General features: G+C 36.9%; 28 protein-coding genes. 13 read left to right on the forward strand and 15 right to left on the reverse strand.

Going from position 1 to position 25,143, the window contains the following annotated elements:
• Positions 1 to 44: 44 nt before the first annotated feature.
• The 6 genes from acnA to M0R38_09305 all read left to right on the forward strand — a co-directional run bounded on the left by acnA (position 45) and on the right by M0R38_09305 (position 7,472).
• On the forward strand, positions 45 to 2,819 hold the full coding sequence (acnA, locus tag M0R38_09280; protein ID MCK9481934.1) for an aconitate hydratase AcnA: 2,775 nt from the start codon (positions 45 to 47) through the stop codon (positions 2,817 to 2,819).
• 192 nt (positions 2,820 to 3,011) lie between these two features.
• Positions 3,012 to 3,923: a LysM peptidoglycan-binding domain-containing protein gene (locus tag M0R38_09285; protein MCK9481935.1), complete on the forward strand. Its 912-nt coding sequence runs from the start codon at positions 3,012 to 3,014 to the stop codon at positions 3,921 to 3,923.
• A 71-nt stretch (positions 3,924 to 3,994) separates the two neighbouring features.
• Positions 3,995 to 5,176, forward strand: a complete 1,182-nt coding sequence (locus M0R38_09290; GenBank protein ID MCK9481936.1) for an O-antigen ligase family protein — start codon at positions 3,995 to 3,997, stop codon at positions 5,174 to 5,176.
• Positions 5,177 to 5,229: 53 nt separating this feature from the next.
• Complete coding sequence (locus M0R38_09295; protein MCK9481937.1) at positions 5,230 to 5,730, forward strand: TlpA family protein disulfide reductase; 501 nt, start codon at positions 5,230 to 5,232, stop codon at positions 5,728 to 5,730.
• Between the two features lie 175 nt (positions 5,731 to 5,905).
• Complete coding sequence (locus M0R38_09300; protein ID MCK9481938.1) at positions 5,906 to 6,274, forward strand: DMT family protein; 369 nt, start codon at positions 5,906 to 5,908, stop codon at positions 6,272 to 6,274.
• Positions 6,275 to 6,533: 259 nt separating this feature from the next.
• Positions 6,534 to 7,472: a T9SS type A sorting domain-containing protein gene (locus M0R38_09305; protein MCK9481939.1), complete on the forward strand. Its 939-nt coding sequence runs from the start codon at positions 6,534 to 6,536 to the stop codon at positions 7,470 to 7,472.
• A gap of 7 nt (positions 7,473 to 7,479) precedes the next feature.
• Here M0R38_09305 and M0R38_09310 read toward each other — a convergent pair whose 3' ends face one another.
• On the reverse strand, positions 7,480 to 8,265 hold the full coding sequence (locus M0R38_09310; protein MCK9481940.1) for a chorismate mutase: 786 nt from the start codon (positions 8,263 to 8,265) through the stop codon (positions 7,480 to 7,482).
• Between M0R38_09310 and M0R38_09315 the strand changes: the two genes are divergently transcribed.
• The 3 genes from M0R38_09315 to M0R38_09325 all read left to right on the forward strand — a co-directional run bounded on the left by M0R38_09315 (position 8,264) and on the right by M0R38_09325 (position 12,188).
• Complete coding sequence (locus M0R38_09315) at positions 8,264 to 8,821, forward strand: NifU family protein (GenBank protein ID MCK9481941.1); 558 nt, start codon at positions 8,264 to 8,266, stop codon at positions 8,819 to 8,821. The two genes, M0R38_09310 and M0R38_09315, sit on opposite strands and share 2 nt — an antisense overlap.
• Positions 8,822 to 8,861: 40 nt before the next feature.
• Positions 8,862 to 10,676: a tetratricopeptide repeat protein gene (locus M0R38_09320; GenBank protein ID MCK9481942.1), complete on the forward strand. Its 1,815-nt coding sequence runs from the start codon at positions 8,862 to 8,864 to the stop codon at positions 10,674 to 10,676.
• Positions 10,677 to 10,925: 249 nt separating this feature from the next.
• Positions 10,926 to 12,188, forward strand: coding sequence for a Glu/Leu/Phe/Val dehydrogenase (locus M0R38_09325; GenBank protein ID MCK9481943.1), 1,263 nt, complete (start codon positions 10,926 to 10,928; stop codon positions 12,186 to 12,188).
• A gap of 34 nt (positions 12,189 to 12,222) precedes the next feature.
• On the opposite strand, the gene trxA is transcribed toward M0R38_09325, so the two are convergent.
• The 13 genes from trxA to purD all read right to left on the reverse strand — a co-directional run bounded on the left by trxA (position 12,223) and on the right by purD (position 19,010).
• Positions 12,223 to 12,516: a thioredoxin gene (gene trxA / locus M0R38_09330; GenBank protein ID MCK9481944.1), complete on the reverse strand. Its 294-nt coding sequence runs from the start codon at positions 12,514 to 12,516 to the stop codon at positions 12,223 to 12,225.
• The gene (locus M0R38_09335) at positions 12,494 to 12,709 is read right to left on the reverse strand and encodes a DUF6132 family protein (protein ID MCK9481945.1); all 216 of its coding nucleotides are present in this window, start codon (positions 12,707 to 12,709) and stop codon (positions 12,494 to 12,496) included. The genes trxA and M0R38_09335 overlap by 23 nt, the downstream gene beginning before the upstream one ends.
• Positions 12,706 to 13,314, reverse strand: coding sequence for a DUF3365 domain-containing protein (locus M0R38_09340; GenBank protein MCK9481946.1), 609 nt, complete (start codon positions 13,312 to 13,314; stop codon positions 12,706 to 12,708). The genes M0R38_09335 and M0R38_09340 overlap by 4 nt, the downstream gene beginning before the upstream one ends.
• Positions 13,311 to 13,574, reverse strand: a complete 264-nt coding sequence (locus M0R38_09345; protein MCK9481947.1) for a hypothetical protein — start codon at positions 13,572 to 13,574, stop codon at positions 13,311 to 13,313. The genes M0R38_09340 and M0R38_09345 overlap by 4 nt, the downstream gene beginning before the upstream one ends.
• Before the next feature lie 26 nt (positions 13,575 to 13,600).
• A complete protein-coding gene (locus tag M0R38_09350) occupies positions 13,601 to 14,203 on the reverse strand; it encodes a methyltransferase domain-containing protein (GenBank protein ID MCK9481948.1) in 603 nt (200 codons plus the stop codon).
• Between the two features lie 9 nt (positions 14,204 to 14,212).
• Positions 14,213 to 14,833 (reverse strand): class I SAM-dependent methyltransferase, encoded by a 621-nt coding sequence (locus M0R38_09355; GenBank protein ID MCK9481949.1) that lies wholly within the window; start codon positions 14,831 to 14,833, stop codon positions 14,213 to 14,215.
• Entirely contained in the window at positions 14,833 to 15,162 is a 330-nt protein-coding gene (locus M0R38_09360; GenBank protein ID MCK9481950.1) for a rhodanese-like domain-containing protein, read from the reverse strand. The genes M0R38_09355 and M0R38_09360 overlap by 1 nt, the downstream gene beginning before the upstream one ends.
• Positions 15,163 to 15,168: 6 nt before the next feature.
• Positions 15,169 to 15,393 carry a DUF2892 domain-containing protein gene (locus M0R38_09365; GenBank protein ID MCK9481951.1) on the reverse strand — a complete coding sequence of 75 codons (225 nt, stop codon included), beginning with the start codon at positions 15,391 to 15,393 and terminating at the stop codon, positions 15,169 to 15,171.
• Between the two features lie 8 nt (positions 15,394 to 15,401).
• Positions 15,402 to 15,791 carry a DUF302 domain-containing protein gene (locus tag M0R38_09370; GenBank protein ID MCK9481952.1) on the reverse strand — a complete coding sequence of 130 codons (390 nt, stop codon included), beginning with the start codon at positions 15,789 to 15,791 and terminating at the stop codon, positions 15,402 to 15,404.
• 273 nt (positions 15,792 to 16,064) lie between these two features.
• A complete protein-coding gene (gene folE / locus M0R38_09375; protein MCK9481953.1) occupies positions 16,065 to 16,679 on the reverse strand; it encodes a GTP cyclohydrolase I FolE in 615 nt (204 codons plus the stop codon).
• The gene (locus M0R38_09380; protein ID MCK9481954.1) at positions 16,669 to 17,079 is read right to left on the reverse strand and encodes a 6-carboxytetrahydropterin synthase; all 411 of its coding nucleotides are present in this window, start codon (positions 17,077 to 17,079) and stop codon (positions 16,669 to 16,671) included. The genes folE and M0R38_09380 overlap by 11 nt, the downstream gene beginning before the upstream one ends.
• A 74-nt stretch (positions 17,080 to 17,153) precedes the next feature.
• Positions 17,154 to 17,723, reverse strand: a complete 570-nt coding sequence (locus M0R38_09385) for a DUF502 domain-containing protein (protein ID MCK9481955.1) — start codon at positions 17,721 to 17,723, stop codon at positions 17,154 to 17,156.
• A 9-nt stretch (positions 17,724 to 17,732) separates the two neighbouring features.
• On the reverse strand, positions 17,733 to 19,010 hold the full coding sequence (gene purD, locus M0R38_09390) for a phosphoribosylamine--glycine ligase (protein MCK9481956.1): 1,278 nt from the start codon (positions 19,008 to 19,010) through the stop codon (positions 17,733 to 17,735).
• A gap of 300 nt (positions 19,011 to 19,310) precedes the next feature.
• Here purD and M0R38_09395 point away from each other — a divergent pair, with 300 nt between their 5' ends.
• Positions 19,311 to 20,696, forward strand: coding sequence for an SLC13 family permease (locus M0R38_09395; GenBank protein MCK9481957.1), 1,386 nt, complete (start codon positions 19,311 to 19,313; stop codon positions 20,694 to 20,696).
• A gap of 20 nt (positions 20,697 to 20,716) precedes the next feature.
• Here M0R38_09395 and M0R38_09400 read toward each other — a convergent pair whose 3' ends face one another.
• Positions 20,717 to 21,877, reverse strand: coding sequence for a glycosyltransferase (locus tag M0R38_09400; protein MCK9481958.1), 1,161 nt, complete (start codon positions 21,875 to 21,877; stop codon positions 20,717 to 20,719).
• Between the two features lie 107 nt (positions 21,878 to 21,984).
• Between M0R38_09400 and M0R38_09405 the strand changes: the two genes are divergently transcribed.
• The 3 genes from M0R38_09405 to M0R38_09415 all read left to right on the forward strand — a co-directional run bounded on the left by M0R38_09405 (position 21,985) and on the right by M0R38_09415 (position 25,049).
• Positions 21,985 to 23,496 carry a polysaccharide biosynthesis C-terminal domain-containing protein gene (locus tag M0R38_09405; protein MCK9481959.1) on the forward strand — a complete coding sequence of 504 codons (1,512 nt, stop codon included), beginning with the start codon at positions 21,985 to 21,987 and terminating at the stop codon, positions 23,494 to 23,496.
• Between the two features lie 90 nt (positions 23,497 to 23,586).
• On the forward strand, positions 23,587 to 24,828 hold the full coding sequence (locus tag M0R38_09410) for a U32 family peptidase (GenBank protein ID MCK9481960.1): 1,242 nt from the start codon (positions 23,587 to 23,589) through the stop codon (positions 24,826 to 24,828).
• Positions 24,825 to 25,049 (forward strand): ferredoxin, encoded by a 225-nt coding sequence (locus tag M0R38_09415; GenBank protein ID MCK9481961.1) that lies wholly within the window; start codon positions 24,825 to 24,827, stop codon positions 25,047 to 25,049. The genes M0R38_09410 and M0R38_09415 overlap by 4 nt, the downstream gene beginning before the upstream one ends.
• Positions 25,050 to 25,143 lie beyond the last annotated feature (94 nt).

Genomic DNA, 25,143 nt, shown 5'->3' on the forward strand with positions numbered 1-25,143 from the left:
CAACCCCATAACAAAGTTAGACACCAATTAAATATTATAGTAAAATGAGTACCAAAAAACCCATAGCAGTTAAAACAATCAATGTCAATGGCAAAACTTATAACTATTGTTCATTAAAAGATCTACCACAGGGTAGTGTTGAGCATTTACCATTCAGTATCAGAATTTTACTTGAAAACGTATTAAGAAATTATGATGCATTCAGTATCACAGACGACCATGTAAATACACTCGCAAAATGGACACCGGAGCCTAATGATAAGGACATTCCCTTTATGCCTGCACGTATCTTGATGCAAGACTTTACAGGTGTGCCTGCTGTAGTAGATATGGCTTCTCTCAGAGCTGAATATGTAAGACATGGGAAAGACGGACAAAAAATCAATCCGGCAATCCCTGTGGATTTGGTTATAGACCACTCGGTGCAAGTAGATTATTATGGAACAGATTATTCCTATGACAAAAATGTTGAATTAGAATTTGAACGCAACCAAGAACGCTATGAATTGTTAAAATGGGCTCAAAAAGGATTGAAGAACTTTACAGTTGTTCCTCCCGGAATGGGGATTTGCCACCAAGTAAATCTTGAATACCTGGCAAAAGGCATTACAGAGAGAGAAGGATGGTTGTTCCCTGATACCTTAGTAGGAACAGACTCACACACACCTATGGTAAATGGAATTGGAGTAATTGCGTGGGGTGTGGGAGGAATTGAAGCCGAAGCTGCAATGCTCGGACAACCCATTTTCTTTACTTGTCCCGAAGTTGTAGGTCTCAAACTCACAGGAAAAATCCCTGAAGCGTGTACTGCTACTGACTTAGTCCTATCTATCACCAGAACATTACGCGATACAGGTGTAGTAGGTAAGTTTGTTGAAGTTTTTGGTGACGGATTAAACAACCTGACTGTTACAGACCGTGCGACAATTGGAAACATGTCTCCTGAATTTGGTTGTACCGTAACTTATTTCCCTATTGATGACAGAACGCTTGAATATATGCGTACTACTAACCGAAGCGAGGAACAAATTAAGATTGTTGAAACTTACTGCAAAGAAAACCTGCTTTGGAGAACAGGTCATGAAAATATTAAATACTCTACAGTGGTAGAACTTGATTTGTCAACGCTCGAACCTACAGTGTCGGGTCCAAAACGCCCTCAAGACAAGATTTTTGTTAAAGATCTTAAAAAACAGTTTGCATCATTATTAGAAAAAGAATTTAACAGAGACTATACAGAATTAGACAAAAGAAAAGAGTGTGCTTGGTTGACAGACGGAGGCTCTGGAACAGAATTTACATTCGGGAAAATACCTGTTGAGAGCGAATCCCACATGACAGTAGTGAAGGAAGGACTTAAATCAGTCAGAATCAAACAAAAAAACAAAGAGTTTATTCTAAGCGATGGAAGTGTAGTTATTGCTGCTATTACAAGTTGTACTAACACCTCAAACCCTGCTGTAATGATTGGTGCAGGTCTGTTGGCTAGAAATGCCGTAGAAAAAGGTTTGAGAACAAAAGAGTGGGTTAAAACCTCGCTTGCTCCGGGTTCTAAAGTAGTAACTCAATATTTGGAACGTTCCGGTTTAAACCAACATTTAGATGCATTGAGATTCCATACTGTTGGATATGGATGTACATCATGTATCGGTAATTCAGGTCCTCTTCCTCCACATATTGCAGAAGCAGTTGACAAAGGCGAACTTGTTGTTGCATCTGTTCTTTCGGGAAATAGGAACTTTGAAGCAAGGGTTCATCCACAGGTTAAAATGAATTTCCTCATGTCTCCAATGTTGGTTGTTGCTTATGCATTGGTGGGAAGGGTAGATATTGACTTGATTAACGACCCAATTGACTTTGATCCTAATGGAAGTCCTGTATATCTCAGGGATATTTGGCCAAGCAGAGAGGAGATTGTTAACACCATCAATGAATGTGTTAAACAAAGTGATTTTAAAGAAGTCTATGATGTGATTTTTGACGGCTCAACCGATTGGCAAAACTTAGAGGTTAACCTTGATGAAAGCTATAATTGGAATGAGAAATCAACTTATATCAAAGAAGCTCCTTTCTTCGAAAATCTTAAAGTCACTCCGGAGCCGGTGAAGGATATTACCGGGGCAAGAGTTCTTTTATATTTGGGCGATTCAGTAACTACGGACCATATTTCTCCTGCGGGATCGTTTAAAGACATCAGTGCAGCCGGTAAATATTTGATTGAACACGGTGTACAAAAAGCAGACTTTAACTCTTATGGCTCAAGACGTGGAAACCATGAAGTGATGATGCGCGGAACTTTTGCCAATGTGCGTATTAAAAACAAGATTTCATCTAAAGAAGGAGGATATAGCAAACATTTGCCGAGTGGAGTTGAAGAAACTGTGTATGATGTAGCAATGCAATATCAAAAAACAAATACTCCCTTGGTTATTTTGGCAGGAAAAGAATATGGCTCCGGTTCTTCAAGGGATTGGGCTGCTAAAGGAACATTCCTTTTAGGAGTACATGCTGTTATTGCAGAGAGTTACGAACGTATTCACCGTAGTAACTTGGTTGGAATGGGTGTTGCTCCTTTAGTATTCACCGATGGTCAAAATGCACAAAGCCTTGGATTAGATGGTACAGAAACATTTGATATTAAAGGGCTGGCTGATAATTTAACTCCTCACAAGGTATTAGATGTTACAGCTACACACCCAAGCGGAAAAGTTACTAATTTCAAAGTGAAATCACGTATAGATTCTGCTATTGAGATTGAGTACTATAAAAACAATGGTATTCTACAGTATGTGCTGAGAAATTATCTTAAAGAAAACTAAATCATTTTTTATGAGAGGGCTTTTTTTAAAGCCCTCTTTTTTTGTTTTCTCAATTGTATAATATTCAATGCAAAATGTTGCATTTGTGGATACTAAGTGCGTTTGGCAAATGCCCAATATGAGTACACAATAAAATAATGGCTCTATTTTTGAACTTCTGTTTTGAAAACAGATTTAATTAATAAACCCAAAATGAAAAAATTGTTGCTAATACTGCTGCTTGTTCCCTTTGCTTCATTTGCAATGCCTCAAGATTCCATTGGAACAAAGACCGAAAACGGAATTGTTTATATACTTCATAAGGTCGAAAAAGGGCAAACATTATATGCCATTTCCAGAAGGTATAATGTTGATGTGAATGAAATCATAAAATCAAACCCCGGTGTAGATAAGGGACTACAAGCTGATGCTGTCATTATGATTCCCACAAAAAAAGCGGCTGCTCATACTCCGGTTCCTAATGGTGAAACCAAGATTGAAACCAAGTTCCACACCGTGCAAGCCGGTGAAACCCTCTATAAAATTGCTACACAATACGGCATTTCAGTTGATGATATCAAAAACTGGAACAGATTGAACGGAGAAACTATTTCTGTTGGACAAAAGATTGCTGTTAGCGCACCTGCGGCTTCTATTGCTATTCCACAACAAACAACTCCTGCTCAACCTGCTACTCCCAAAGTAACACCTAATCAAGAACCTATTGCAATTCCTGAGTCTAATAATTCAAAGAACCAGACCATTACCAATGCTGAGGTTATTAAAACAGACAAGGTTGAAGGAAATCCTTCTGAGGAAAATACCATTGCGATTCCTTCTAAACAAACCAAAACCGTTGGAGACGAAATAGTAGAAACGGGCAAGGTTACAATCAGTACCGAAGGTGAACTATCTCAAGAACGCAACTTTATTCAACACCCTTCTGCGCGCATTGGCACCATTGTTATGATTACCAATCTAGAGAACGGAAAATCTGCTTTTGCAAGGGTGGTAGCCAATTTTAAAGCACCTGCTGATCAGGTAGCAAAAATTAATCCTACATTAGCCAAAAAGATAGGAATTACTGAATCAACCAAAGAAGTTAGGGTTAATTATGCCCGCTAATGCTTACTCTGTTTTCAGATAGAAAACAAGGATTAGAAATCCAAACTGCTTTTTTCCTAAGCTGTCTTCTTATGGCAGCTCTTTTTGTTTCTCCCGCTCTTATGAGTATTTCTATGGGAGGAATCTTGTTGTTGGGTATTGTAGGAGTAAAATTTCTTTTGAATGAGTATAGAAATAACCGCTATAACAAAATACTGACATTGCTCTTTGTCGGTTTGTTGTTGTTTCATTTGACAGGATGGTTGCTTTCAGATAACATGCAGGAGGGACAACGTAAACTGCTGCTCAAATTGCCTTTTTTACTTTCTCCATTTTTATGGTCTGTTTTTGTGCGCTTTTCTGCAACTCAACGTAACCTAATCCTGTTCATTTATATCTTTTTTGTTTACATGACAGGAACAGTAAGCGCAGTCGTTTATCTATTAAATCAAGAGTATTTTGACCCTTTGATACGCAGTGCAAAGCCTATCCCAATTTTCTTTGGATATGGTGTTTATCATATTCAATTTTCTGTTTTAAATGCTATTGCTTGTTTGATAGGCGTGTATTTGTTGATTTCACAAAGAGAGAAACTGAACAATGTTTTCTTTTATGTCATTCTTTTTTTTACAATAATCAATATTGCAAACCTGCACATACTGTCTGCAAGAACAGGAATCTTAGGCTTTTATGTAGCCCTATTTGCCGGAGCTTTAATTTTTCTAAAAAAACAAGGGATGATAAAATATGTTAAATATGTGCCCTTGCTAATACTGTTGCCTATTACAGCCTATTTTGTTTCAGATTCATTACAAAACAGGATGGCAAACAGCCTTGAAGATTTAGATACAATTATTCATGCCAAGGATGCCAATGACAAATCGGTAGCCATGCGAGTAGAAGCATGGAAAAACGCCTTGTTGTTATGGAAAGAACAGCCGTTAATGGGGATAGGGTTGGGAGATGTAGAAGCAGAAATGCAACGAAAGTATATTGAACGCAATACTACTTTGCGTGAGATAAACAGAAAAAACCCCCATAATCAGTTTTTGGAAACAGGATTGCAAACCGGTATTTTTGGTGCAATCATATTACTGCTTATTTTTATCGTGTTTATTATTGCTCAAAGACAGAACTATGTTGGATTGGGCGTAGTTGTTATTCTGTTCGTTTCTGTATTTTTTGAATCCCTTTTAGAAAGACAAGTCAGCATTATGGCGATGTCATTTTTTATGGGTTTTTTTATTTTTTCAGAGAGTCACCCAAATAAATAAAGCCTAATTTTGGCACATTAATTGAATTCTTAATATCATAAAAATTTTCACTTATGAAATACATATATACAATCCTTCTTTCAATGATAGCAATGGTCGCGCTTAGTTTTACTCTTAAAACACAAAACGACTTGCCATCTATTCAGCTAAAGGATATTGATGGTAAAATTCACAATATCAGCGATTATGGAGCAAACGGAAAAATTACGGTAATATCATTTTGGGCTACTTGGTGTGGACCTTGTATCAAAGAATTGGACAACATCAACGAACATTATGATGAATGGGTGGAGAAATACGGTATTGAGTACGTTGCAGTTACGGTTGATGATGCGCGTAATGTTCCCAAAGTAAAACCTTTAGTAAACGGAAAAGGATGGCCTTATATCATTTTGTTGGATGAAAACAAAGACTTAGCCCGCGCACTCAATGTTGCCAACCCTCCTATGACTTTCTTAGTTGATAAAAATGGAAAGATAGTATATCAACATATTGGCTATACAGAAGGAGCGGAATTTCAATTAGAAGACGAAATCAAAAAATTAGTTAAATAAAATTGTTTAAGGCAAAGCTAAAAGCCACACTGTATAATCAGTGTGGCTTTGTTATGTTATGAAGCGGAGTATTCTTACAAGAATTAATGTTAGCTGTTACATAAAAATCCTCCCTCATTATTCACGTAGCGCATAAGAGTGTCTCTTATATTTGCCATCTTATTATACTAATATGATGAGAGGCGTGTACACCATTTTATTGTTGCTTTTGTCTAATGTCTTTATGACTATTGCTTGGTATGGACATCTTAAATTAAAAGACTATGCGTGGTTTTCAAATCTGAGTTTGTTAAAAGTAATTCTCTTTAGTTGGCTTATTGCTTTGTTGGAATATTCAGCGCAAATTCCGGCTAACAAAATCGGTTTTGTCGGCAATGGAGGACCTTTCTCAATATGGCAGCTCAAAGTGATACAAGAAGTGATTACGCTCCTTGTGTTTACAGGTTTTACACTCCTTGCATTCAAAGGAGAGTCTATCAAAATAAACCATATCATAGGGTTTGTTTTCTTAGTGCTTGCCGTATATTTTATCTTTAAAAAATAATTCCTGCTTGGTGGATAAAATGAAGGCTTTTTAGAATATTTTTGAATCTCAATTACTTTTGAAAAAACAATGATTAAGAAACTTTTTATGACAATCTTGGGTTGTGTTACACTTTCACAAGCATCAGCACAAATTACCATTACAACAGCAGATATGCCTGTGTCAGGAGATACAGTTTTTTTATAGCAATGCAAATATTATCGGAAGTGGTTTTAATAAAAACAATACGGGTGCGTCTTATATATGGGATTTCAGCTCATTGACTAAACTCAATGACAGCTTTGATGTATATAGAAGAGCCGCACAAGTCAATATTACCTATGGTATTACAATTTCACCCTCAGCATACGGATTTAAAGTAAGTGATTCTATTCCCGGACTTGGAAGCTTGTTGCCTGTGTCAATCAATGATATTTACAACTTCTTCAATATAAAGAGCAGTCCGTCTCGCTTTGTAACAGAGGGATTTGCAGCAAAAATCTCAAATATTCCAACCCCCATTAACTATACAGATGAAGACGAGTTGTATTTCTTACCACTCCAATATGGCGATAGCGCAACAAGCACCTTCAACCTCGCGATTCCAATACCTACACTGGGAGGTGTGAAAATGAAAGGTACGCGCACAACCAATGTTGACGGATGGGGAGTTATTACAACACCTTATTTTACAACCCCTGTGAACTGCCTCAGGGTTAGAAGCGAAGTGGATGAAATTGACTCTGTTCTAATCAACTTTATTAAAGTAGGAATTCCCAGAAAGACAGTGGAATACAAATTTTTAGTACAAGGTAAACACTATCCTGCTTTATGGGTAACTTCAACTATAGTTTTAAACAACGAAACGGTTACAAGCATAAAATATAGGGACAGCAATTCTTATACTCCGGATACTGACACTACCAACAATGACACCACCAATACAGATACCACACACAACACCTCAATCTATGCCAACCCTTACAATAATATTGTACTGAATGTTTATCCGAACCCAAGCAATAACAGCCATGTAACTATTGATATTCCTCAACATTGGAATAAATATGTGGTTTCATTGTATGACATACAGGGACGCATGGTATTAACTCAAAAGGATTTAAACAAAATTGACCTAAGTACTTTGCAAGCCGGACAATATGTTATACAAGTGATTGGAAACGGTGGTTTCGGCTATGCCATTATTCAAAATGAATAAAGAAGGGTTATTTCACTTGTGAAATGACAGAACCAAGATGCAAAGCATCAATCAGCCGTTGAAGATATGCCTTGTCTGTTTGGGTTTGTTTTGCCACCTGATCTACTGTTTGTTTTGTTTCAATATATCTTTCGGGTTGAAAAACCGGAATGTGATAACCCGATTTAATCTCACTTATTTGTTTTACTATTTTTAATCGCTCTACTGCTGTTTGAAGCAGTTTGTAATCCAATTCATCCACTTGCGCCCTTAGCGTATGGAGTTTTTTTATATCATCCGGGTTTGATACAGCCGTATTTTTATTGTCTATTTTTTGAGAAATTTCTTTCATTTCCGAGTCCGAAATGTTCTCATTAAAGACAATGCCGTCAATACCTGCCTTTATGAGGCTGTCAATAAGTGTTTGGCTGTTGGTGTTGTCTGTGAGATATAGCACTTTCATATTGCTAAAATTTGTTTTCAGGTCAATAAAAGAACTGATGAGCCATTCAAAGTTATCACCATGTAAAACCACATCAAAGTCTTCTTGGTGTTCTGCTTTGATTTTTTGTACAACAGCGAGAGCATTAGCATCTTCTGAAATGGAGAAAGTGGGAGTTTGTTTATTTTTTACAACCATATTTATAGCTTCAAAGATATGTTCAATAATGAAAGTCTGAATATGTGCTAAAGGAATTGTTAATAGAAAATCGGTGTGATATGACGGAAAGAGGCAATCAGACTGTAGGTACTTAATATCGAATCTGTTTTTGTGTATTATCTTTGCAAGTCCAATAATAAAAGATACAATCATGATTCAAAACACAGTTAGCGTTTTTGTTGAAGGCACTCCCAATCCGGAGTCTATGAAGTTTGTACTCAACAAAATGATATTACCCAATGACAGTGCAGATTATCGCAGCAAAGAAGATGCTACGGACTCTCCACTAGCGCTCGAATTATTCGCAAACCCTGATGTAGATGGGGTTTTTATTATGAATAATTTTGTTTCAATTACTAAAAAGCCAAATGCAGATTGGAGAGAGTTGGCTCTTACAATCAAAGAACAGGTGAAAAGTTTAATTGAAAGCGGGATTGAAATCGTAACAATACCGCAATCATTAAGCGAAGACGATGAAAATGAAGTCGTGTTCAAAATAAAGCAGTTGTTAGAAGAGCATGTAAAACCTGCTGTAGAAATGGATGGTGGGGCTATTTCATTTAAGTCTTTTAAAGATGGAATTGTAACCGTTGTAATGAAAGGTTCTTGCAGCGGTTGTCCTTCATCTACTTTTACACTGAAAGCCGGAATAGAAAACTTGCTTAAACGCATGGTGCCGGAGGTGCAGGCTGTGGAAGCTGAAATATAATTACAATTTGAAGTTTTTGGCAGTTTATAGCAAGTATTGTGTGTTTGCACTGTTCCTTGCCTTGTCGGGCTGGCAGTATGCTTTTGCTCAAACCAAGCCAAATGACAATAAAGAAAAATTAGCTGCTACTTATTTTGCTTCGGGCGAATATGAAAAAGCGTTGGAATTGTATGAAGAATTGTTGAGCAAAAATCGCTTTTCTTATACCTATTACGAAAACTATTTACAGTGCTTAATTCGGCTAAATAATTATAAAGATGCACTTAAATTTACCCAAAAACAATCCAAAAATTTCCCTGACAATGCAACATTAAAGCTTGACTATGGTTGGGTGTTAGACAAATCAGGTGATTCTAAAAAAGCACAGAAAGTATTTGAAGAACTGATTACTGACACTAAAACCTATTACAGGGGACAGGCTCCGCAATTGGCAACTGCTTTTCAGAAAAGAGGCTATATAGACTTGGCTATTCAGACGTATTTGCAAGCAAGGAAATACAATGCTAATGACCGTGCTTACACAATGGAACTTGCTGATTTGTATGCAGGTAAAGGCGAGTATGGAGCCTTGTTTGGCGAATATTTACAACACCTTGAGTTTAATGCTTTTTACTTAGAAAACATCAAAACACGTTTGCAGCTGTATCTGACTGAAGACAAGCATTTTGAACAATTAAAAAATGAGCTTATAGCACGTTTACAAAAAAGCCCCGACAATGAAGCCTATCAGGAACTGCTTTTTTGGACCTTTGTACAGCAAAAGGATTGGAACGGAGCATTTTTGCAAACACGTGCATTGGATTTGAGAACAGGAAAAACAGGTCGTAAACTCATTGAACTTGCACAGATTTGTTTGGATAACGATGCTTATGCCACCGCAATAAGATGTTATGAAAATCTGGTAGATAGAGGCAAGGATTTTTACTACTATAACAATGCGGTGAGTGGTTTGCTCAAAACCAGATTGCTCAAAATTCGCAAGGGGGGCGGTGCAAGCAAAGAGGAGTTAGAGAAATTAGCCCAAGACTACCTTGCATTTCTTCAAGAAAGAGGATTTTTGCCTGGAGCGGAAAATGCCAGACTGGACCTTGCAGACATTTATATTTATTATCTAAACCAGCCTCAAAAAGGAATTGAAGAACTCCAAAAATTCATTGAAACAGCCGGATCCTCAACAATACAAAAAGGAAATGCAAAACTCAAATTGGCTGATGCATACTTAATTGCTGGCGGTGAGTGGGATGCACATTTATTGTATAAACAGGTGGAAACAGATTTTAAGAATGATCCACTTGGTCAAGAAGCGCGATTCAAATTTGCCAAACTATGTTATTTCAGAGGTGATTTTGAATGGGCGTTAACACAATTGGAAGTGCTGAAAGGAGCAACTACACAGCTAATTTCAAATAATGCAATAGAACTGTCATTGCAAATTATTGAAAATACAGGATTAGACACTTCTGATGAAGCTCTCAGGAAATATGCTCGCGCGGAGTTCTTACTTTTTCAGAATAAAATTTCGGAGAGTATTGCTGTTTTGGATTCTTTGCAACAGCAATACACATACAATGAGCTTTCGGACGATATTCTCTTTTTGAAAGCAAGAATAACAGAAAAGACAGGGAATATTGACTCTGCGATAGTTTTCTACAATGACCTAATACAAAAATATTCCTTTGATATTCTAGCAGACGATGCATTGATTTCATTAGCCAGACTCTATGATTTTAGACTCAATGACAAACAAAAGGCAATGGAAATTTATGAAAAATTGCTGTTGGATTATAGCGGCAGCTTACATTCTTTTGAAGCCCGCAACCGTTACAGATATCTTAAAGAGCAAGACAAGACCTAATTACAAAAGAGACTTTAATTTAATTCTTTACCTTTTCCAATCCATACATTAGTTCTTATGTATAGATATGTGTACTTTGTTGTTAGAATGAGTAGTTAAGCAAAATACAAGATAAAATCCACGTGAGCAAGTATTTATAACATATTGATATTTAGTGTTTTTGTTAGTTAAAAGTAGAAATAGGCAAAAAAGGAATAATAATAAAGAAAATATCTATAATTGTTCCGCAATTTAAATACTATAATCCAAATGAATAGCGAAAAAACAAATCCCAAAATGAATCCACTTGATTCTATGATGTCTCGATTTGAAGAAGCTGCAAACAAATTAGGTTTAGATCAAGATCTTTACAACGTTCTCAAATACCCTGCAAAAAGTGTAATTGTACACTTGCCTGTTTTTATGGATAATGGGACTATTCAGGTTTTTGAAGGCTTTAGGGTTGTTCATTCCCAAACTTTAGGACCAAGTAAGGGAGGAATTCGTTATTCCATGGATGTACATCTTGATGAAGTAAAAGCATTAGCAGCTTGGATGACATGGAAATGCGCTGTTGTTGGTGTTCCTTATGGAGGAGGTAAGGGAGGAATTAAATGCGATCCCCGTAAAATGTCAGAGGGAGAGTTGGAAAGACTTACAAGGGCGTATGCTGCGGCTATGCAGCACACAATAGGCCCGGATCAAGATATACCTGCACCTGATATGGGAACAGGACAGCAGGAAATGGCATGGATTGTTGATGAATATTCAAAAATTAAAGGGGAATGGTCTCCGGCAGTAATTACCGGGAAACCTCTGACTCTTGGTGGATCTGCCGGCAGAGTGGAAGCTACAGGAAGAGGTGTAATGGTAAGTATTAAATGTGCATTAAAAATACTGGGACTTAATCCCAACCAATGCTCTTGTGTGGTACAAGGGTTTGGAAATGTTGGTTCTATATCGGCATTGTTAATCAGTAAATTGGGCATTAAGATTGTTGGAATTTCTGATGTTACAGGTGGTTATTTTAATGCGAACGGTTTTAATATTGAGGAAGCCATTCAATATGTTAATAAACACAAAAGTTTGGAAGGGTATTCAGGAAGTGTGAAAATCTCTAATGAAGAACTCTTAGAGCTTGAATGTGATATTTTAGTTCCTGCTGCTTTAGAAAACCAGATTACCGAGAATAATGCTTCGAGAATTAAAGCTAAACTTATAGTTGAAGGAGCAAACGGTCCGATTGCTTCTAATGCAGACAAAATTTTGAATGATAACAACGTACTTGTTGTGCCGGACATTCTTGCTAATGCAGGAGGTGTTACTGTTTCCTATTTTGAATGGGTGCAAAATAAAATGGGTGATTCGTGGACTGAAGAAAGCGTACATGAGAGAGCAGACAAAATTATTACTCAGGCTTTTGATAAGGTTTTTGAGTATTCACAGAAATACAACGTGAATATGCGAATTGCTGCTTATATTTTTGCAATTGAAAAGGTAGCAATGACTATTAAATTGAGAGGGAAATATTAAAAGTGTTTGTCTTTAGAATGGGTGTCTTTATCCATTAAAGATGTTGTTGAATAACCTTGTTTAATTCGTAAGCAGGAACCACACCGGATTGGCGCCATTTCATTTCACCATTTTTAAAAACAATTAGAGTCGGAACTCCTTGTATTTGTAATGAAGAAGCTAATTGCGGATTTCTGTCCACATCAATTTTGATAATACTCGCTTGCTCACCAACTTGTTTTTTTAAGTCTTCTAAGATTGGAGCCATCATTTTACATGGTCCACACCATTCGGCAGAAAAGTCCACCAACACAGGCTTGTTTTGATTAATGATTTCTTGAAACTTCATTTTTTGACTCTTTTTTAAACATTGAAAATGTCAGTCCTCCCATCAAAGCACCATAAGCAGTGCTGTTCAGTGGTTTTGATGTAATTGCACAAGTGCCGGAATCGCATCCAACATAATACCAATAAAGAAAACCGGCAACAGCACCTACTACTACTCCAATGATGGTTAATAGGTTGTTCTTGATTATGTTCATAGTTCTGTATTTAATTTGATTTTCCATAAGCCTCTAAGTTGCCCCATTGTGTATCCGGTGGCTTTGTCCAAAGGATATCTGATGTTTATTTCTTTTTGCGTTTCTGCTGCTATATCTTGCCCTTTTACACCATGACACGCTAAGCATGTAGGCATTCCAAGCGGTATAGCTTTGAAGTAAAATACTTCATTTTGTTCGCGCATGATCAGATGCTTATTGGCTGCGTTTTCATCGCTCATCATGGCAGCAATCTGTGCCCACGCTTGTTTGTCCATTTCGTTCAGCAGTTCATTGTTTTGGTTTCGGGCTTTATCGCTTACTCTGCTGATTTGTGAAGCATGGAGTATAGAGACAGAATCAGTGAGAGTGATCGCGTTTTCATTGCAAAAGGAAACAGCACCTGCAAAACCATGTTCTTTGATAGCAGAAGACACATTAGCTAAAAGGATTTGTTGCGCATGTGTTGCAATACTATCACCCAGTTTCAACATTGCTTGTTCATCAATTGCAGGAGTTGCAGCATCTTCTCTGATGAGATTTGATGAACTATTACTGCTACACGAAGCCAATATTCCCAAGATTGCTATGACAAAGATTTTTCTCATTTTATTTCTTCAAAAGTGATATCCTTATTTTCGTCTTTCTTTTTTACAACAGGTGTAGTGTTACAGTAAGAACGAGTATTTGCACAACCCATTTTAAATACTCCCATAATAAAAAGCAAACCGCCCATCATGGCAAGCACCCATTCTCGCGCCATGAATCCTTGTATGATAATCAATATACCCATGCCTAAATAGAGAACCCTCATTAGGTTCCAACCTTTTAATAATTCTTTCATTGTATTGTTTGAATTGGTATTCATGCAAATATACTTCTCTTTATTTTTAATTACTTTTTGATGGCAAGCAGACTGATAATGACAGATTCTCCTTTCAATACAACACCCTCGTTCATCTTGACTTTAGACTCTCTTGCTTCTATGATTTCAAAATCAGAAAAATCTTCTTGGAGTTGTTTCAGGTCATAATAGAGGTCATTTGTATTTGAAGAATGCTCACTTTCAATTGAATTGCCATTGCCAAAACCTTGCATTATCAATGTTCCTCCTTTCTTTAGGTATTGGCTTAAGCGGTGATGATAAACACTTCTTTTGTGTGGATCAAAATGCGCAAAAATCAATGCCAGCACATCAAAACTGTCTAAAGGTATATCAATTTCTTCAACGCTTCCAACAATATATTGTATGGATCCGGAAGTGTTTTTCGCTAGAGCCAACGCCTTTTGTCTGGAAATTTCACTCAAATCAAAGGCGGTTACTTCCCAGCCTTTTTGAGCTGCATATACTGCATTTCTGCCTTCTCCTTCTGCAGGAAACAATATTCTGCCTGTTGAAACGCTGTCTAACTTCTCTTTCAGGTATTGATTGGGTTCTTTGCCAAATAAATAGACCTCGGTTTCATACAGCTTATCCCAATATGCAGATGTAAACATAGAGAAGGTTTATTTTTTTATAGCAAAAATCCTTGTGAGATTTGATATTCCAACATGATAATCGCCTTCATGCAAGGTGTCAATAATCGTTTCTGCTTCTATGAACTCAAAATTTTCAAAATCTTCTTTCAGTTCTTGAATATCAAATAACATATCCACATCTGCGGGACCTCCGGCTTTTGGGTTTGTTTGTTGATTTGCTTTGTGTCCTTTGTCAAAACCCTCTAATATAAGAAAACCGCCTTTTTTCAAAAAACCGGCTAGTTTTCGGTGTAGCTGTCTCCTCACTGAAGAAGGGAAATGCGCAAAAATCAATGCGAGAGAATCAAATGAATCTTGTGTGTAATTTACATGTGCAATATCATCAATGGAATATTCCAGTTGTACACTGTGTTTAAGAGCCAATTGTGCAGCCTTTTTCTTGCCTTCTAAACTTTGGTCAAAAGCAAATACATCCCATCCTAAAGTGGCAGCATACACTGCATTGCGACCTTCACCCTCACAAGGAAACAGTATTTTGCCGGTCTTCATTTCAGAGAGTTTGGACTTCAAATAAGCATTGGGACTTTCTCCATAAACATAAGAAGACTGTCCAAAGCGTTCATCCCAAAAACTCTTGCTGTCTGCCACTACTCTTCGTTTTGTATTTCGTTTACAATAGCATCAACATTATACCAAGAACCACCATTATAGATATTGCTAATACCTTGCTGTTCTAAGTAACCTTTTGCTTGTGTGCATCTTCCTCCGCTTTGGCAGAATAATACAATGTTCTTTTTCCCTTTAAATTTTGAGACTTTACCGGGAATGGTGTCTAAAGGAATATTTACGGCACCTTTAACACTGCCACCTGAAAACTCTCCGGGGGTGCGTACATCTACTAAAAATGCGCCATCTTTTATTACCTCTTTTAATTGTTCATTTTCTGCGCCAAATAATGATTTAAAAATTCCAAACATGTGTTTTTATTGATTAGTTGTTTTGTTATCTGTTTTCTTTGTTGTTGATATTCCTAAAAAGTGCCAAATAGGGCAGAAATTTAAGAATGCAGTAAGCAAGAATACTATTGCCAAGATAAGGAAAATAAGCCCGGCTACACCTGTAACTATGTGTAAAAAGTATAACAGTATAAAGATTATCGCCAGGATAATACGTGCTATTTTATCTGTACTGCCGATGTTAGCTTTCATTTTGAATTTTATTTAAGGTTTGTAATTACATTTTGTAGTTTCTCGCTGACTTGAGTAGCAAGTTCGCCAAGATTATCATTAGAGACTGCAATCATGGAAGCAATCGGGTCAATTGCACTCACTTTAATTTTCCCGTCTTCTGTTTCCTGCACAACTACATTGCAAGGCAACATGGCTCCTATTTCATTTTCCACCGAAAGAGCTTTATGAGCAAAAACCGGATTACAAGCACCCAATATGGTGTATTTTCTAAACTCAACATCAATCTTCTTTTTGAGCGTGTCTTTGATGTCAATTTCTGTAATCACACCAAACCCTTCTTTTTTTAATTCTTCCTTAGTTTTTGTTATTGCTCCATCAAAGTCATCATTGACAATAGTTGAAAATGTATAGTTCATAATGTTGTTTGTATAAATGGTTAAAACCGATGCAAAAGTAATCTTAAAAAAGGAGTTGCTAAGTAACTTAGGTTACAAAGGAGGACAATCAATTTGTGCTGCATTTAATTGTCAAAATTCTATTGATTTTAGTTTACATTTAAGCTAATTACCTAAAACTCAAATTGATCAAGTGTTCTACATTTAATGAAAATCACCCAACACGGTGCTTACTCTGTGTCTGTGTGCTTTGGGTTTAGCAACATTTATTTGGAATCACAGCAGGTTACAGCGTTATACATTGAGTAATCGAAACAGTTCTTTTCTAACTTCCAAGGTTTCAAAATCTCCGCTATATTCTTCGGTTGTGGTTGTGCTGCTGTCATCTTTAATTCCACGCGAGGCAACACAAAGGTGCTTAGCATTTACAATTACAGCCACATTAGGGGTGTCAAGGGCTTGTTTGAGTTCTGCAGCAATTTGCATGGTCATACGCTCTTGGACTTGTGGTCTTTTGGCATAATATTCTACAATTCGGTTGAGTTTTGACAGTCCAATTACTTTGCCGTTTGGGATATAGGCTAAATGAACTTTGCCAAAAAATGGAACAAAGTGATGTTCGCAATGGGTGTAGAAATTGATATCTTTCTCTATCAATATTTTGCGGTATTTAAAGTCGTTTACAAAGTGTGTAACTTTAGGTTTGAGCGCTGGGTTTAATCCCCAAAACATTTCTTTTACATACATCTTTGCAACCCTATGCGGTGTTCCTTTCAAACTGTCATTTTCAAGGTCAAAGCCAAGGGTGTTCATTATTTCTCTAAAATGACTTTCAATGATTTGCATTTTTTCTTCATCCGAAAGCTTAAAAGCGTCCGGCCGCAGGGGATTATTGATATTATTTTCCATTAACTGTTACGATATTTCTGGGTGTTTCGGCAAGAGTAACCGTAAGTTCTATCTCTTTTTCTATGTGTGATCTTAGTTTTTGCCAAATAACAGAAGCAATATTTTCGGCTGTTGGGTTTAAGTGTCTGAACTCAAGCGTATCTAAATTAAGATTTTTATGGTCAAAAGATTGGGTTACTTCTTCCTCAATCATTTTTTTTAGTTTACTGATATCAAATGCGTATCCTGTGAGCGGATCAATCTCTCCGGTAACACTTACCTCAAGTTCATAATTATGTCCGTGATAGTTAGGATTGTTACACAGTCCAAAAAACTCCCGATTTTTCTCATCAGACCATGAAGGGACGTGCAGTCTGTGTGCGGCATTAAAATGGGCTTTACGGGTAATTGTTGCTTTCACTTGGCGCAAAAATAGGTAATTGAAAGGAATATTCTAAATGCCTGCGATCGGCTAAGCTCTGTTTGATGATGTGTTTATAGCTGTGTTACGCCACCGGACGCAACAAACTTCATTAAATCAGCCGGATTTCCATCTATGGGTTTGATTTTGCTCGTATGTATAATGTATAGATGACCAGAGAATGTGTAGGAGAAAGGAATATAGACAGAGCAATATCCTTCCATTTTTAAATCTTGCAGGCTTTCAGATGTAACAAAACCTATTTTATATACTGTATCGCCTTCTACATTGATCATCACCGGTTTGTTGAATTTCTTTTTATCACCAACAAATGCTTGCAATAAGTCTTTTATTGATGTGTAAATCAATTTGATACCGGGTGTTTTTTCAATTAAAGTTTCTATCAAATTGATAACCGGTTTTGTGATAAGGCTGGTTCCGAACATCCCTATTACCAAGATGAAACCTATTAACAAAAGAACCCCAAGTCCGGTATATTTAAACCCTAACAGCCCGTCAAGCCATGCAAAAATTGTAACGAGCAAATACACTGTAATTGCCAATGGCAGCACTATCAAGAGTCCCCTGAAGAACCATGTAAGCAGTTTGTTTGTTATATGAGAATAATTGTTGTGTTGTGGCATAATTGAAATTTATAGATAGTCTAACAAATCTTTGCCGATATCTGTTCGGTAATATTTGTCCTTAAAAGTAACGGTATGGGCTGCTTTGTAAGATTTAAGCAGAGCATCCATCATATTGTTGTCAAGTGCAGTCAGAGCGATAACCCTGCCTCCTGATGTAACGATTTTTCCTGCGGACTCTTGTGTACCTGCATGAAAAGGAATACAGTCTTTTATAAATTCTAATCCGGAGATTTCCATACCTTTTTTATATTCCTCAGGATAGCCTCCGCTCACTGTAAAAACAGTGGTGGCAAACTCTCTTTTGATTTTAATTTGATGTTTGTTTAGGGTCTTTGTACATGCAGCAACTAACAGTTCTAATAAGTCATTTTCGATTCGCGGAATTACAACCTCTGTTTCCGGGTCTCCCATTCTGGCGTTATATTCAATGACATAAGGTTCTCCCATGTAGTTTATCAAACCAAAGAAAATAAAACCTTTGTAGTGGAGTTTGTCTTTGCGAATGCCTGCAATTGTGGGTTTGATGATATTCTGTTCTACTTTGTACAAAAAGTCTTTGCTAGCAAAAGGTACTGGTGATACTGCACCCATTCCCCCTGTATTTAATCCGGTATCTGCTTCGCCAATTCTTTTATAATCTTTTGCTTCCGGTAAAATCAAATAGTTTTTTCCATCTGTCAATACAAAACAAGACAATTCAATTCCGGTCAAGTACTCTTCTATAACAACTTTTTCTGATGCTTTACCAAACTTGCTATTTTCAAGCATTTCATTCAAGTTTTTCTTAGCATCTTCAAGGTTGGCGCAAATCAACACCCCTTTGCCGGCAGCCAGCCCATCTGCTTTTAGAACATAGGGAGCAGAGAGCGTTTCTAAGAATTGGTGTGCTTGGCTTAGTGTAGATTTAGTAAAAGTAGAGAAACGAGCTGTGGGTATATTGTGTCGCAACATGAATTCTTTTGCAAAATCCTTGCTGCCTTCAAGTTGTGACCCCTTTTTTGAAGGACCTGCAACCATGATGCCCGGTATTTTCTTTTCTAAGAAATCAGTGATTCCCAACACCAGTGGATCTTCATTTCCGGGTAACACAAGATCAATCTTTTTTTCTATACAAAATACCGCTATTGATTCAAAGTCTGTAGGGTTAATATTGATATTGATTCCACATTGTGCAGTACCTGCATTACCGCTTGCTATATAGAGTTTAGTGCACAAAGGACTTTGACTGATTTTCCATGCAAAAACATGTTCTCTTGCACCTGTTCCCAGAATAAGAATATTCATGGCTGCAAAAGTAATTTAATCATTGTGTTTATGAAAATCTATCTAACCCAATGAATCTATTGTAGTTGAGCACTTAGCGAATGATAGTTGTAATAGTTTTGAGTGAGTTATTCGGGAGATAATCTTATTTGAGTGATGTATAGAATCCATTTATTTGTATAAAATCCATTCAGCAACATTTATGTTAGTATGTATATAAGATTGTAATTGGAGGTTCTGCTATGTTTTAATTTACTGATGTAAACAGCAAAATATTTTTTAGAGTAATACTGCTTGTTTTTCTACTTTTGAGCCTTTACAATGAACAAGAAGCAACTTCAAATATTCAATATTTTGTTTGGACCTGTGTTGTTTCTGTTAGTGTATTTAAGCGACATCAAAGGATTGTCTCACGAAGGCAAAGCAGTCATGGCATGTACGCTTTGGGTTGCGTTTTGGTGGATTACAGAAGCAGTCGAACTACCGGTTACATCGCTGCTTCCTATTGTATTGTTTCCTCTTTCCGGTGCTTTACCTCTCAAAGCTACAACAGCCGAATATGGGAATCCCTTTATTTTTCTCTTTATGGGCGGTTTTTTAATAGGCTTAGCAATCGAAAAATGGAATTTGCACAAACGCATTGCTTTCAAGATTATTGAGAAAATTGGTACGCGAGAACGCAGTGTTTTATTAGGATTTATGGTTGCCACAGCTTTTATTTCAATGTGGATTTCGAATACCGCCACAGCGGTTATGATGCTTCCGATAGGGCTTTCTGTTTCTGCTTATTTTGGCAACAATCAACTATTTAAGCAAAACTTGATGTTGGGTATTGCCTATGCTGCTTCTAGCGGAGGGATGGCTACATTGATTGGAACACCTCCCAACATTATTCTTGCAGCAGTGCTTAAAAATTCGGCAGGTATTGAAATCTCTTTTTTGAATTGGATGCTTTTTGCAACTCCTTTCAGTTTGATTTTGTTATTGGTTTGTTGGTGGCATTTAAGCAGAAAGTTAGGAAGAGGAGTGAGTCAGGGTTTTAAACTTGACAATAATGAATTAGGAACAGTTACCTTGCCGGAAAAAAGAGTGTTGATGGTGTTTTGTTTGGTTGCTTTTTTTTGGATTACCCGAGTCTTTCTGTGGAATAAATTTATTCCTGCTTTGGATGATACGTTGATTGCAATGATTGGTGCAATCGCATTGTTTATTATTCCTTCAGGTATAAAGGGAGAAAAACTATTGAATTGGGAAACAGCAAAACGTTTGCCTTGGGATGTATTATTAATTTTTGGTGCAGGATTAGCCATTGCCAAGGGTTTTGCAGATACAGATTTAACCCAATGGATTGCTCAGCACTTTGCTGATGTGAATGTATTGCCATGGGTGATTCTTTTGATGGTTATTGCAGCTATTAATTTTCTTACAGAAATCACCTCTAATACAGCAACAGCGAGTATCATTCTGCCGATTCTTTATTCCATGAGTTATTCGTTAAACTTAAACCCTTTGACATTGCTTGTAGGTGCAGCAATCGCCTCAAGCTGTGCATTTATGTTGCCTGTGGCTACGCCTCCCAATGCTATTGTTTTCAGTAGCGGGGCTGTCAAAATTAAAGATATGATGAGAGAGGGTATATTTTTGAACCTAACCTCTATTTTGCTAACATTTCTTTTTGTTCAAACCTTGATTGGAGTGCTGCAATAGCGCAGCCACAATACTTTTGATTAGGATAACATCTTTTCATAAAAGAGTTTGTATTGAGAAGCAACGGTATCACTTGCAAAGTTTTTTACTGCAAACAATCTTGCGTTTTTAGATAATTCTTGTTGATGTTGAAGTGCATATTCAATACCCTCTGCTAATTGTTTGGTGTCTTTTAGCGGGACTAAGTAGCCATTTTCCTTGTGCTCAATCATGTCTTTAATTCCTCCGGTGTCAAAACCCACAACGGGAGTACCACATGCAAGTGATTCAACTACGGTATTGGGTAAATTATCTTCTATGGAAGGAATAACAAATACTCCTGCTTTTTTGTACCATTGAACCAACGCTTCAGAAGAACTCACAAACCCCATTTGTTTTATCTGTTTGGGACAGTGCTCATCCGGATTGCCCAACACAACCCATTCTAACTGCTTTTCTTTAAGCTCTTCAACCGCTTTGTATAAATAGGTTAATCCTTTGCGCTTGTCTCCCGATTTTTCTGCTATAAACAACACAATCTTCTTCTCATAATCTGCTTCACCGGACGGAGCATATTTTTCAATATCTATCGGGTTTTTGATAGCTGTGAAATGTGTTTGTGCCGGAAAAATAGCTGCTTTTTTTGATTCTTCTAACAACCAAACGGAGGGTGAAATGATGCCAATGCGAGCGTGGGAATAAGCAGTTTTTTTTATCTGAACAAATTTTTCCTCCAACTGTTTATATGCTTTTTCTTCATAATCTGTTTTGTAATGAAGCCCACCGGAAAACGGATTCATGTCGTGCATTGTCCAGACTATGGGTTTGTTAATTTTTGAAAAAAAACTTGTTATGTCAATGAATTTCACCACCCAATGTAAATTGATGAGGTCAAAGTCTTGGATAAAAGGGAGTTTATGTAATCTGAAAAGAGAAAAAGGGGAATTAAAAAAACAATCCGGTTTGCCTATTCCGAATCTATAATTAAGTATTCGGTTCAGTTTATCAATTAAAAAAACGAGCCAAGGATTTTTAAATTCCTTAATCGAATGGACATTCGGGATGTTTTGTGGCGTAGATCCCTTAAGAAATAAAAGGTGGCTATCGACTCCATTTTTTAGCAAAGCTTGGTGAATCCTCAGAGCGGCAATTCCTGCACCTCCGCCACTATTGGTTGTGATATGTAATACCCTGAGGGACATGATGGATGATAGCGATGCAAAAAAAGTTAAAAAATTCGATTAACTAAAAATATTCTGTTGCCCGTAAATAAACAGACAAAGCAAATAACTTTGCAAGCTAAATAACAATGGGTTTAGTTGTCAGACAAACGCTAAAGGCTTCTTTTGCCAACTATGTTGGTGTATTGGTTGGCGTAGTAAATATGTTAATTCTGATGCCTTTGATTTTTTCTGAATCAGAGATAGGAATTATCAAAATGCTGACAGAAAACATGGTGATGCTTGCCGGTTTTGCAACATTGGGTATTTCAAGCTCTATGTACCGCTATTACCCTCATTTTAAGGATGACCCGAACGGAAAACTACATGGCTTTGATTTTTGGGCTGCTTTCATCCCTTTTGTAGGTTTTATGGTTATTACCCTACTCATGATTGTTGGGAAATCTTGGGTTGTGTCTTACTTCAGTGAAAAAGCTGCTGCGTTTTTAGAATATTATCTCTTGTTAATTCCATTGGCATTCACTCAGATTTTTTTCTCTGTTTTTGAGGTTACTGCCGCTATTGAAAACAGGATTGTTATTCCTAAGTTTCTTAAAGAAATTCTAATGAGGGTTTTGACAGCAGTTGCTTTCTTGTTGTATTATTTCGGTTGGCTCAATTTCTATCAATCTGTCTTGCTGCTAGTAATTTTTTACTTTGTCCCTTTGCTGTTAATTTTTATTTATTCAGCCAAACTACGCAAGATTCATCTCAGACCTGATTTTCATTATCTGAAAAACAACACGCACATAGTCAGAGATTTTTTAAACTACACCGGCATTATCACACTTGGAAGTTTAAGTGGATTTATCCTTGCCAAAATTGATATGATTATGATCAGTGCTAAAATGGGATTAGACTATACAGGTGTTTATATGATTGCTGTTTACGTAGCCACCATTATCGAAATACCCAGAAGGTCTTTGGTTCAGATTCTTTCAACCAAAATCTCGCAGCAAATGGTTGACGAGAACCATTCCGAAACAGAGAAATTATACAAACAAACATCTACCTTACTCTTTATATCCGCACTCTTTCTATTGCTGTGCATACTCATCAACATTGACAGTATGTACAAAATAATGCCCAATGGAGATCTGTATATTGGAGGTACTGCTGTAATTTATATTTTGGCTATTTCTAAATGTATTGAACTCATTACAAGCATGGGACAGGTGATTATTATGTACTCTCGCTATTATTATATCACCTTGTTGATGACCATTGTAACCGCTGTAATTGGAATATTACTCAACTTATTGTTGATACCTGTTTATGGTTTGACAGGTGCAGCTATTGCTACTGCTATTACTATTATTATCCAACAAATCATAATAGGTATAACCATTTATACAAAACTTGGTTTTCATTCCTTTACCATTACCCAACTTAAAACTGCCTTCCTATTTATAATAGCTATTGGTGTTAATTTTATAATTCCAACGTTGACAAATGCTTGGTTAGATATAAGTGTAAGAACTGTTGTCATAGCCGGGATTTTTATTTTGGTATTGTATAAAGCACAATGGTCAACAGAAACCAACCAAATCATTAACAATCTAATCCGCAGAGTAAAAGACAGAAACTTTAAACCATATTGATTGCCAAAAGTCATATCATGATACAATCAATAAAATCAAGGTTTAAATAATTCCCTCAAGGCTGAATTTAGCTATATCTTTGCAAGCCTTATGAAGAGGAATGTTGAAATCATGTCGCCTGCCGGTGGGTTTGATTCAATGATGGCAGCCATACAAGGTGGTGCAAATTCAGTTTATTTTGGTGTAGATCAATTAAATATGCGTGCACGTGCTACCATGAATTTTACCTTAGGAGACATACCGGAGATTGCCCGAATTTGTAAAGAAAACAATATACGCTCCTATCTGACACTAAACACTATTGTTTACGACCATGATTTAACCATCATTAAAACCGTTACCAATGCTGCTAAAGAAGCAGGTATTACAGCCATCATTGCAGCAGATCAAGCAGTTATTGCTTATGCACGTTCTGTGGGAATGGAAGTACATATTTCAACCCAAGTGAATGTTACCAACATTGAAACCGTAAAATTTTATGCACTGTTTGCTGATACGATTGTATTAGCCAGAGAACTAAGCCTTGTTCAAGTAAAGAAAATCGTTGACGCCATTGAAGCGGAGCAAATCAAAGGACCTTCAGGAAGATTGATTGAAATAGAAATTTTTGTTCATGGAGCTTTGTGTATGGCAGTATCCGGTAAATGCTACTTGAGCTTACATACCCACAACTCATCTGCAAACAGAGGTGCGTGTATTCAAAATTGCAGGAGAGAATATAAAGTTACAGACCGAGAAGAAGGACATGAATTCGCGATTGAAAATGAATATATAATGTCTGCCAAAGATTTGTGTACCATTGATTTTTTGGATGAAGTGTTAGACAGTGGAGTTACAGTACTTAAAATCGAAGGAAGAGGAAAAGGACCGGAATATGTCAAAACTGTTACAAAATGTTATAGAGCAGCAGTAGATGCCTATTTAGAAGGAAATTATAGCAAAGAAAAAGCAGCAATATGGAAAGAAGAAATGGAGAATGTTTACAATCGCGGCTTTTGGTCAGGATATTACTTAGGTCAAAAGTTAGGTGAATGGACTGACACTTCCGGTTCTAAAGCCAAACAAAGAAAAGTTTACTTGGGTAAAGGAAACAATTATTTCAGTAAAATTGGAGTAGGAGAATTCCTAATCGAAACACATTCTCTCAAAAAAGGAGATTCAATTTTAATAACCGGACCCAAAACAGGAGTCATCGAAACCATAGTAGAGGAATTGCACACTGCACACGGACCCGTTGAGGAAGCTGTTAAAGGAGAGTTGTGTGGAATTAAATTGGATACAATCATTCGCAAGAGCGATAAACTTTACAAAGTTGTGAGCGCAGAACAATGATTACCATCACACTCATACGCGACAAATGTATAGGATGTAATTATTGCAGAGAGCATGCACCTCAACGATTCACCATGTCAAAAAAAGATGGCAAGGCAGTTTTGCTTAATTCGTATGACCGCAAAGGTTTTCATACCGCCAAAGTACATGAGTCAGAACTGGAATCAGTACAGAATGCTGCCAAAGCATGTCCTGTAAATGTAATCAAGGTTACAGAATAAAAATGTTTCTAATCATCACAGAATAAGACAAAAATCTGTTACAGCTCAATTATTTGTTATATTTTTGCACCGCAAATAACAACAGAAATTATTT

Source organism: Bacteroidia bacterium (genome assembly GCA_023228875.1).
In the GTDB taxonomy this organism is placed as follows: domain Bacteria; phylum Bacteroidota; class Bacteroidia; order NS11-12g; family UBA955; genus JALOAG01.

Excerpts from the sequence above, each read along its gene's own strand:
- acnA (MCK9481934.1), top strand. The coding sequence starts at position 45 with ATGAGTACCAAAAAACCCATAGCAGTTAAAACAATCAATGTCAATGGC.
- M0R38_09285 (MCK9481935.1), top strand. The coding sequence starts at position 3,012 with ATGAAAAAATTGTTGCTAATACTGCTGCTTGTTCCCTTTGCTTCATTT.
- M0R38_09290 (MCK9481936.1), top strand. The coding sequence starts at position 3,995 with ATGGCAGCTCTTTTTGTTTCTCCCGCTCTTATGAGTATTTCTATGGGA.
- M0R38_09295 (MCK9481937.1), top strand. The coding sequence starts at position 5,230 with ATGAAATACATATATACAATCCTTCTTTCAATGATAGCAATGGTCGCG.
- M0R38_09300 (MCK9481938.1), top strand. The coding sequence starts at position 5,906 with ATGAGAGGCGTGTACACCATTTTATTGTTGCTTTTGTCTAATGTCTTT.
- M0R38_09315 (MCK9481941.1), top strand. The coding sequence starts at position 8,264 with ATGATTCAAAACACAGTTAGCGTTTTTGTTGAAGGCACTCCCAATCCG.
- M0R38_09310 (MCK9481940.1), bottom strand. The coding sequence starts at position 8,265 with ATGATTGTATCTTTTATTATTGGACTTGCAAAGATAATACACAAAAAC.
- M0R38_09325 (MCK9481943.1), top strand. The coding sequence starts at position 10,926 with ATGAATAGCGAAAAAACAAATCCCAAAATGAATCCACTTGATTCTATG.
- trxA (MCK9481944.1), bottom strand. The coding sequence starts at position 12,516 with ATGAAGTTTCAAGAAATCATTAATCAAAACAAGCCTGTGTTGGTGGAC.
- M0R38_09335 (MCK9481945.1), bottom strand. The coding sequence starts at position 12,709 with ATGAACATAATCAAGAACAACCTATTAACCATCATTGGAGTAGTAGTA.
- M0R38_09340 (MCK9481946.1), bottom strand. The coding sequence starts at position 13,314 with ATGAGAAAAATCTTTGTCATAGCAATCTTGGGAATATTGGCTTCGTGT.
- M0R38_09345 (MCK9481947.1), bottom strand. The coding sequence starts at position 13,574 with ATGAATACCAATTCAAACAATACAATGAAAGAATTATTAAAAGGTTGG.
- M0R38_09350 (MCK9481948.1), bottom strand. The coding sequence starts at position 14,203 with ATGTTTACATCTGCATATTGGGATAAGCTGTATGAAACCGAGGTCTAT.
- M0R38_09360 (MCK9481950.1), bottom strand. The coding sequence starts at position 15,162 with ATGTTTGGAATTTTTAAATCATTATTTGGCGCAGAAAATGAACAATTA.
- M0R38_09365 (MCK9481951.1), bottom strand. The coding sequence starts at position 15,393 with ATGAAAGCTAACATCGGCAGTACAGATAAAATAGCACGTATTATCCTG.
- M0R38_09370 (MCK9481952.1), bottom strand. The coding sequence starts at position 15,791 with ATGAACTATACATTTTCAACTATTGTCAATGATGACTTTGATGGAGCA.
- folE (MCK9481953.1), bottom strand. The coding sequence starts at position 16,679 with ATGGAAAATAATATCAATAATCCCCTGCGGCCGGACGCTTTTAAGCTT.
- M0R38_09385 (MCK9481955.1), bottom strand. The coding sequence starts at position 17,723 with ATGCCACAACACAACAATTATTCTCATATAACAAACAAACTGCTTACA.
- purD (MCK9481956.1), bottom strand. The coding sequence starts at position 19,010 with ATGAATATTCTTATTCTGGGAACAGGTGCAAGAGAACATGTTTTTGCA.
- M0R38_09395 (MCK9481957.1), top strand. The coding sequence starts at position 19,311 with ATGAACAAGAAGCAACTTCAAATATTCAATATTTTGTTTGGACCTGTG.
- M0R38_09400 (MCK9481958.1), bottom strand. The coding sequence starts at position 21,877 with ATGTCCCTCAGGGTATTACATATCACAACCAATAGTGGCGGAGGTGCA.
- M0R38_09405 (MCK9481959.1), top strand. The coding sequence starts at position 21,985 with ATGGGTTTAGTTGTCAGACAAACGCTAAAGGCTTCTTTTGCCAACTAT.
- M0R38_09410 (MCK9481960.1), top strand. The coding sequence starts at position 23,587 with ATGAAGAGGAATGTTGAAATCATGTCGCCTGCCGGTGGGTTTGATTCA.
- M0R38_09415 (MCK9481961.1), top strand. The coding sequence starts at position 24,825 with ATGATTACCATCACACTCATACGCGACAAATGTATAGGATGTAATTAT.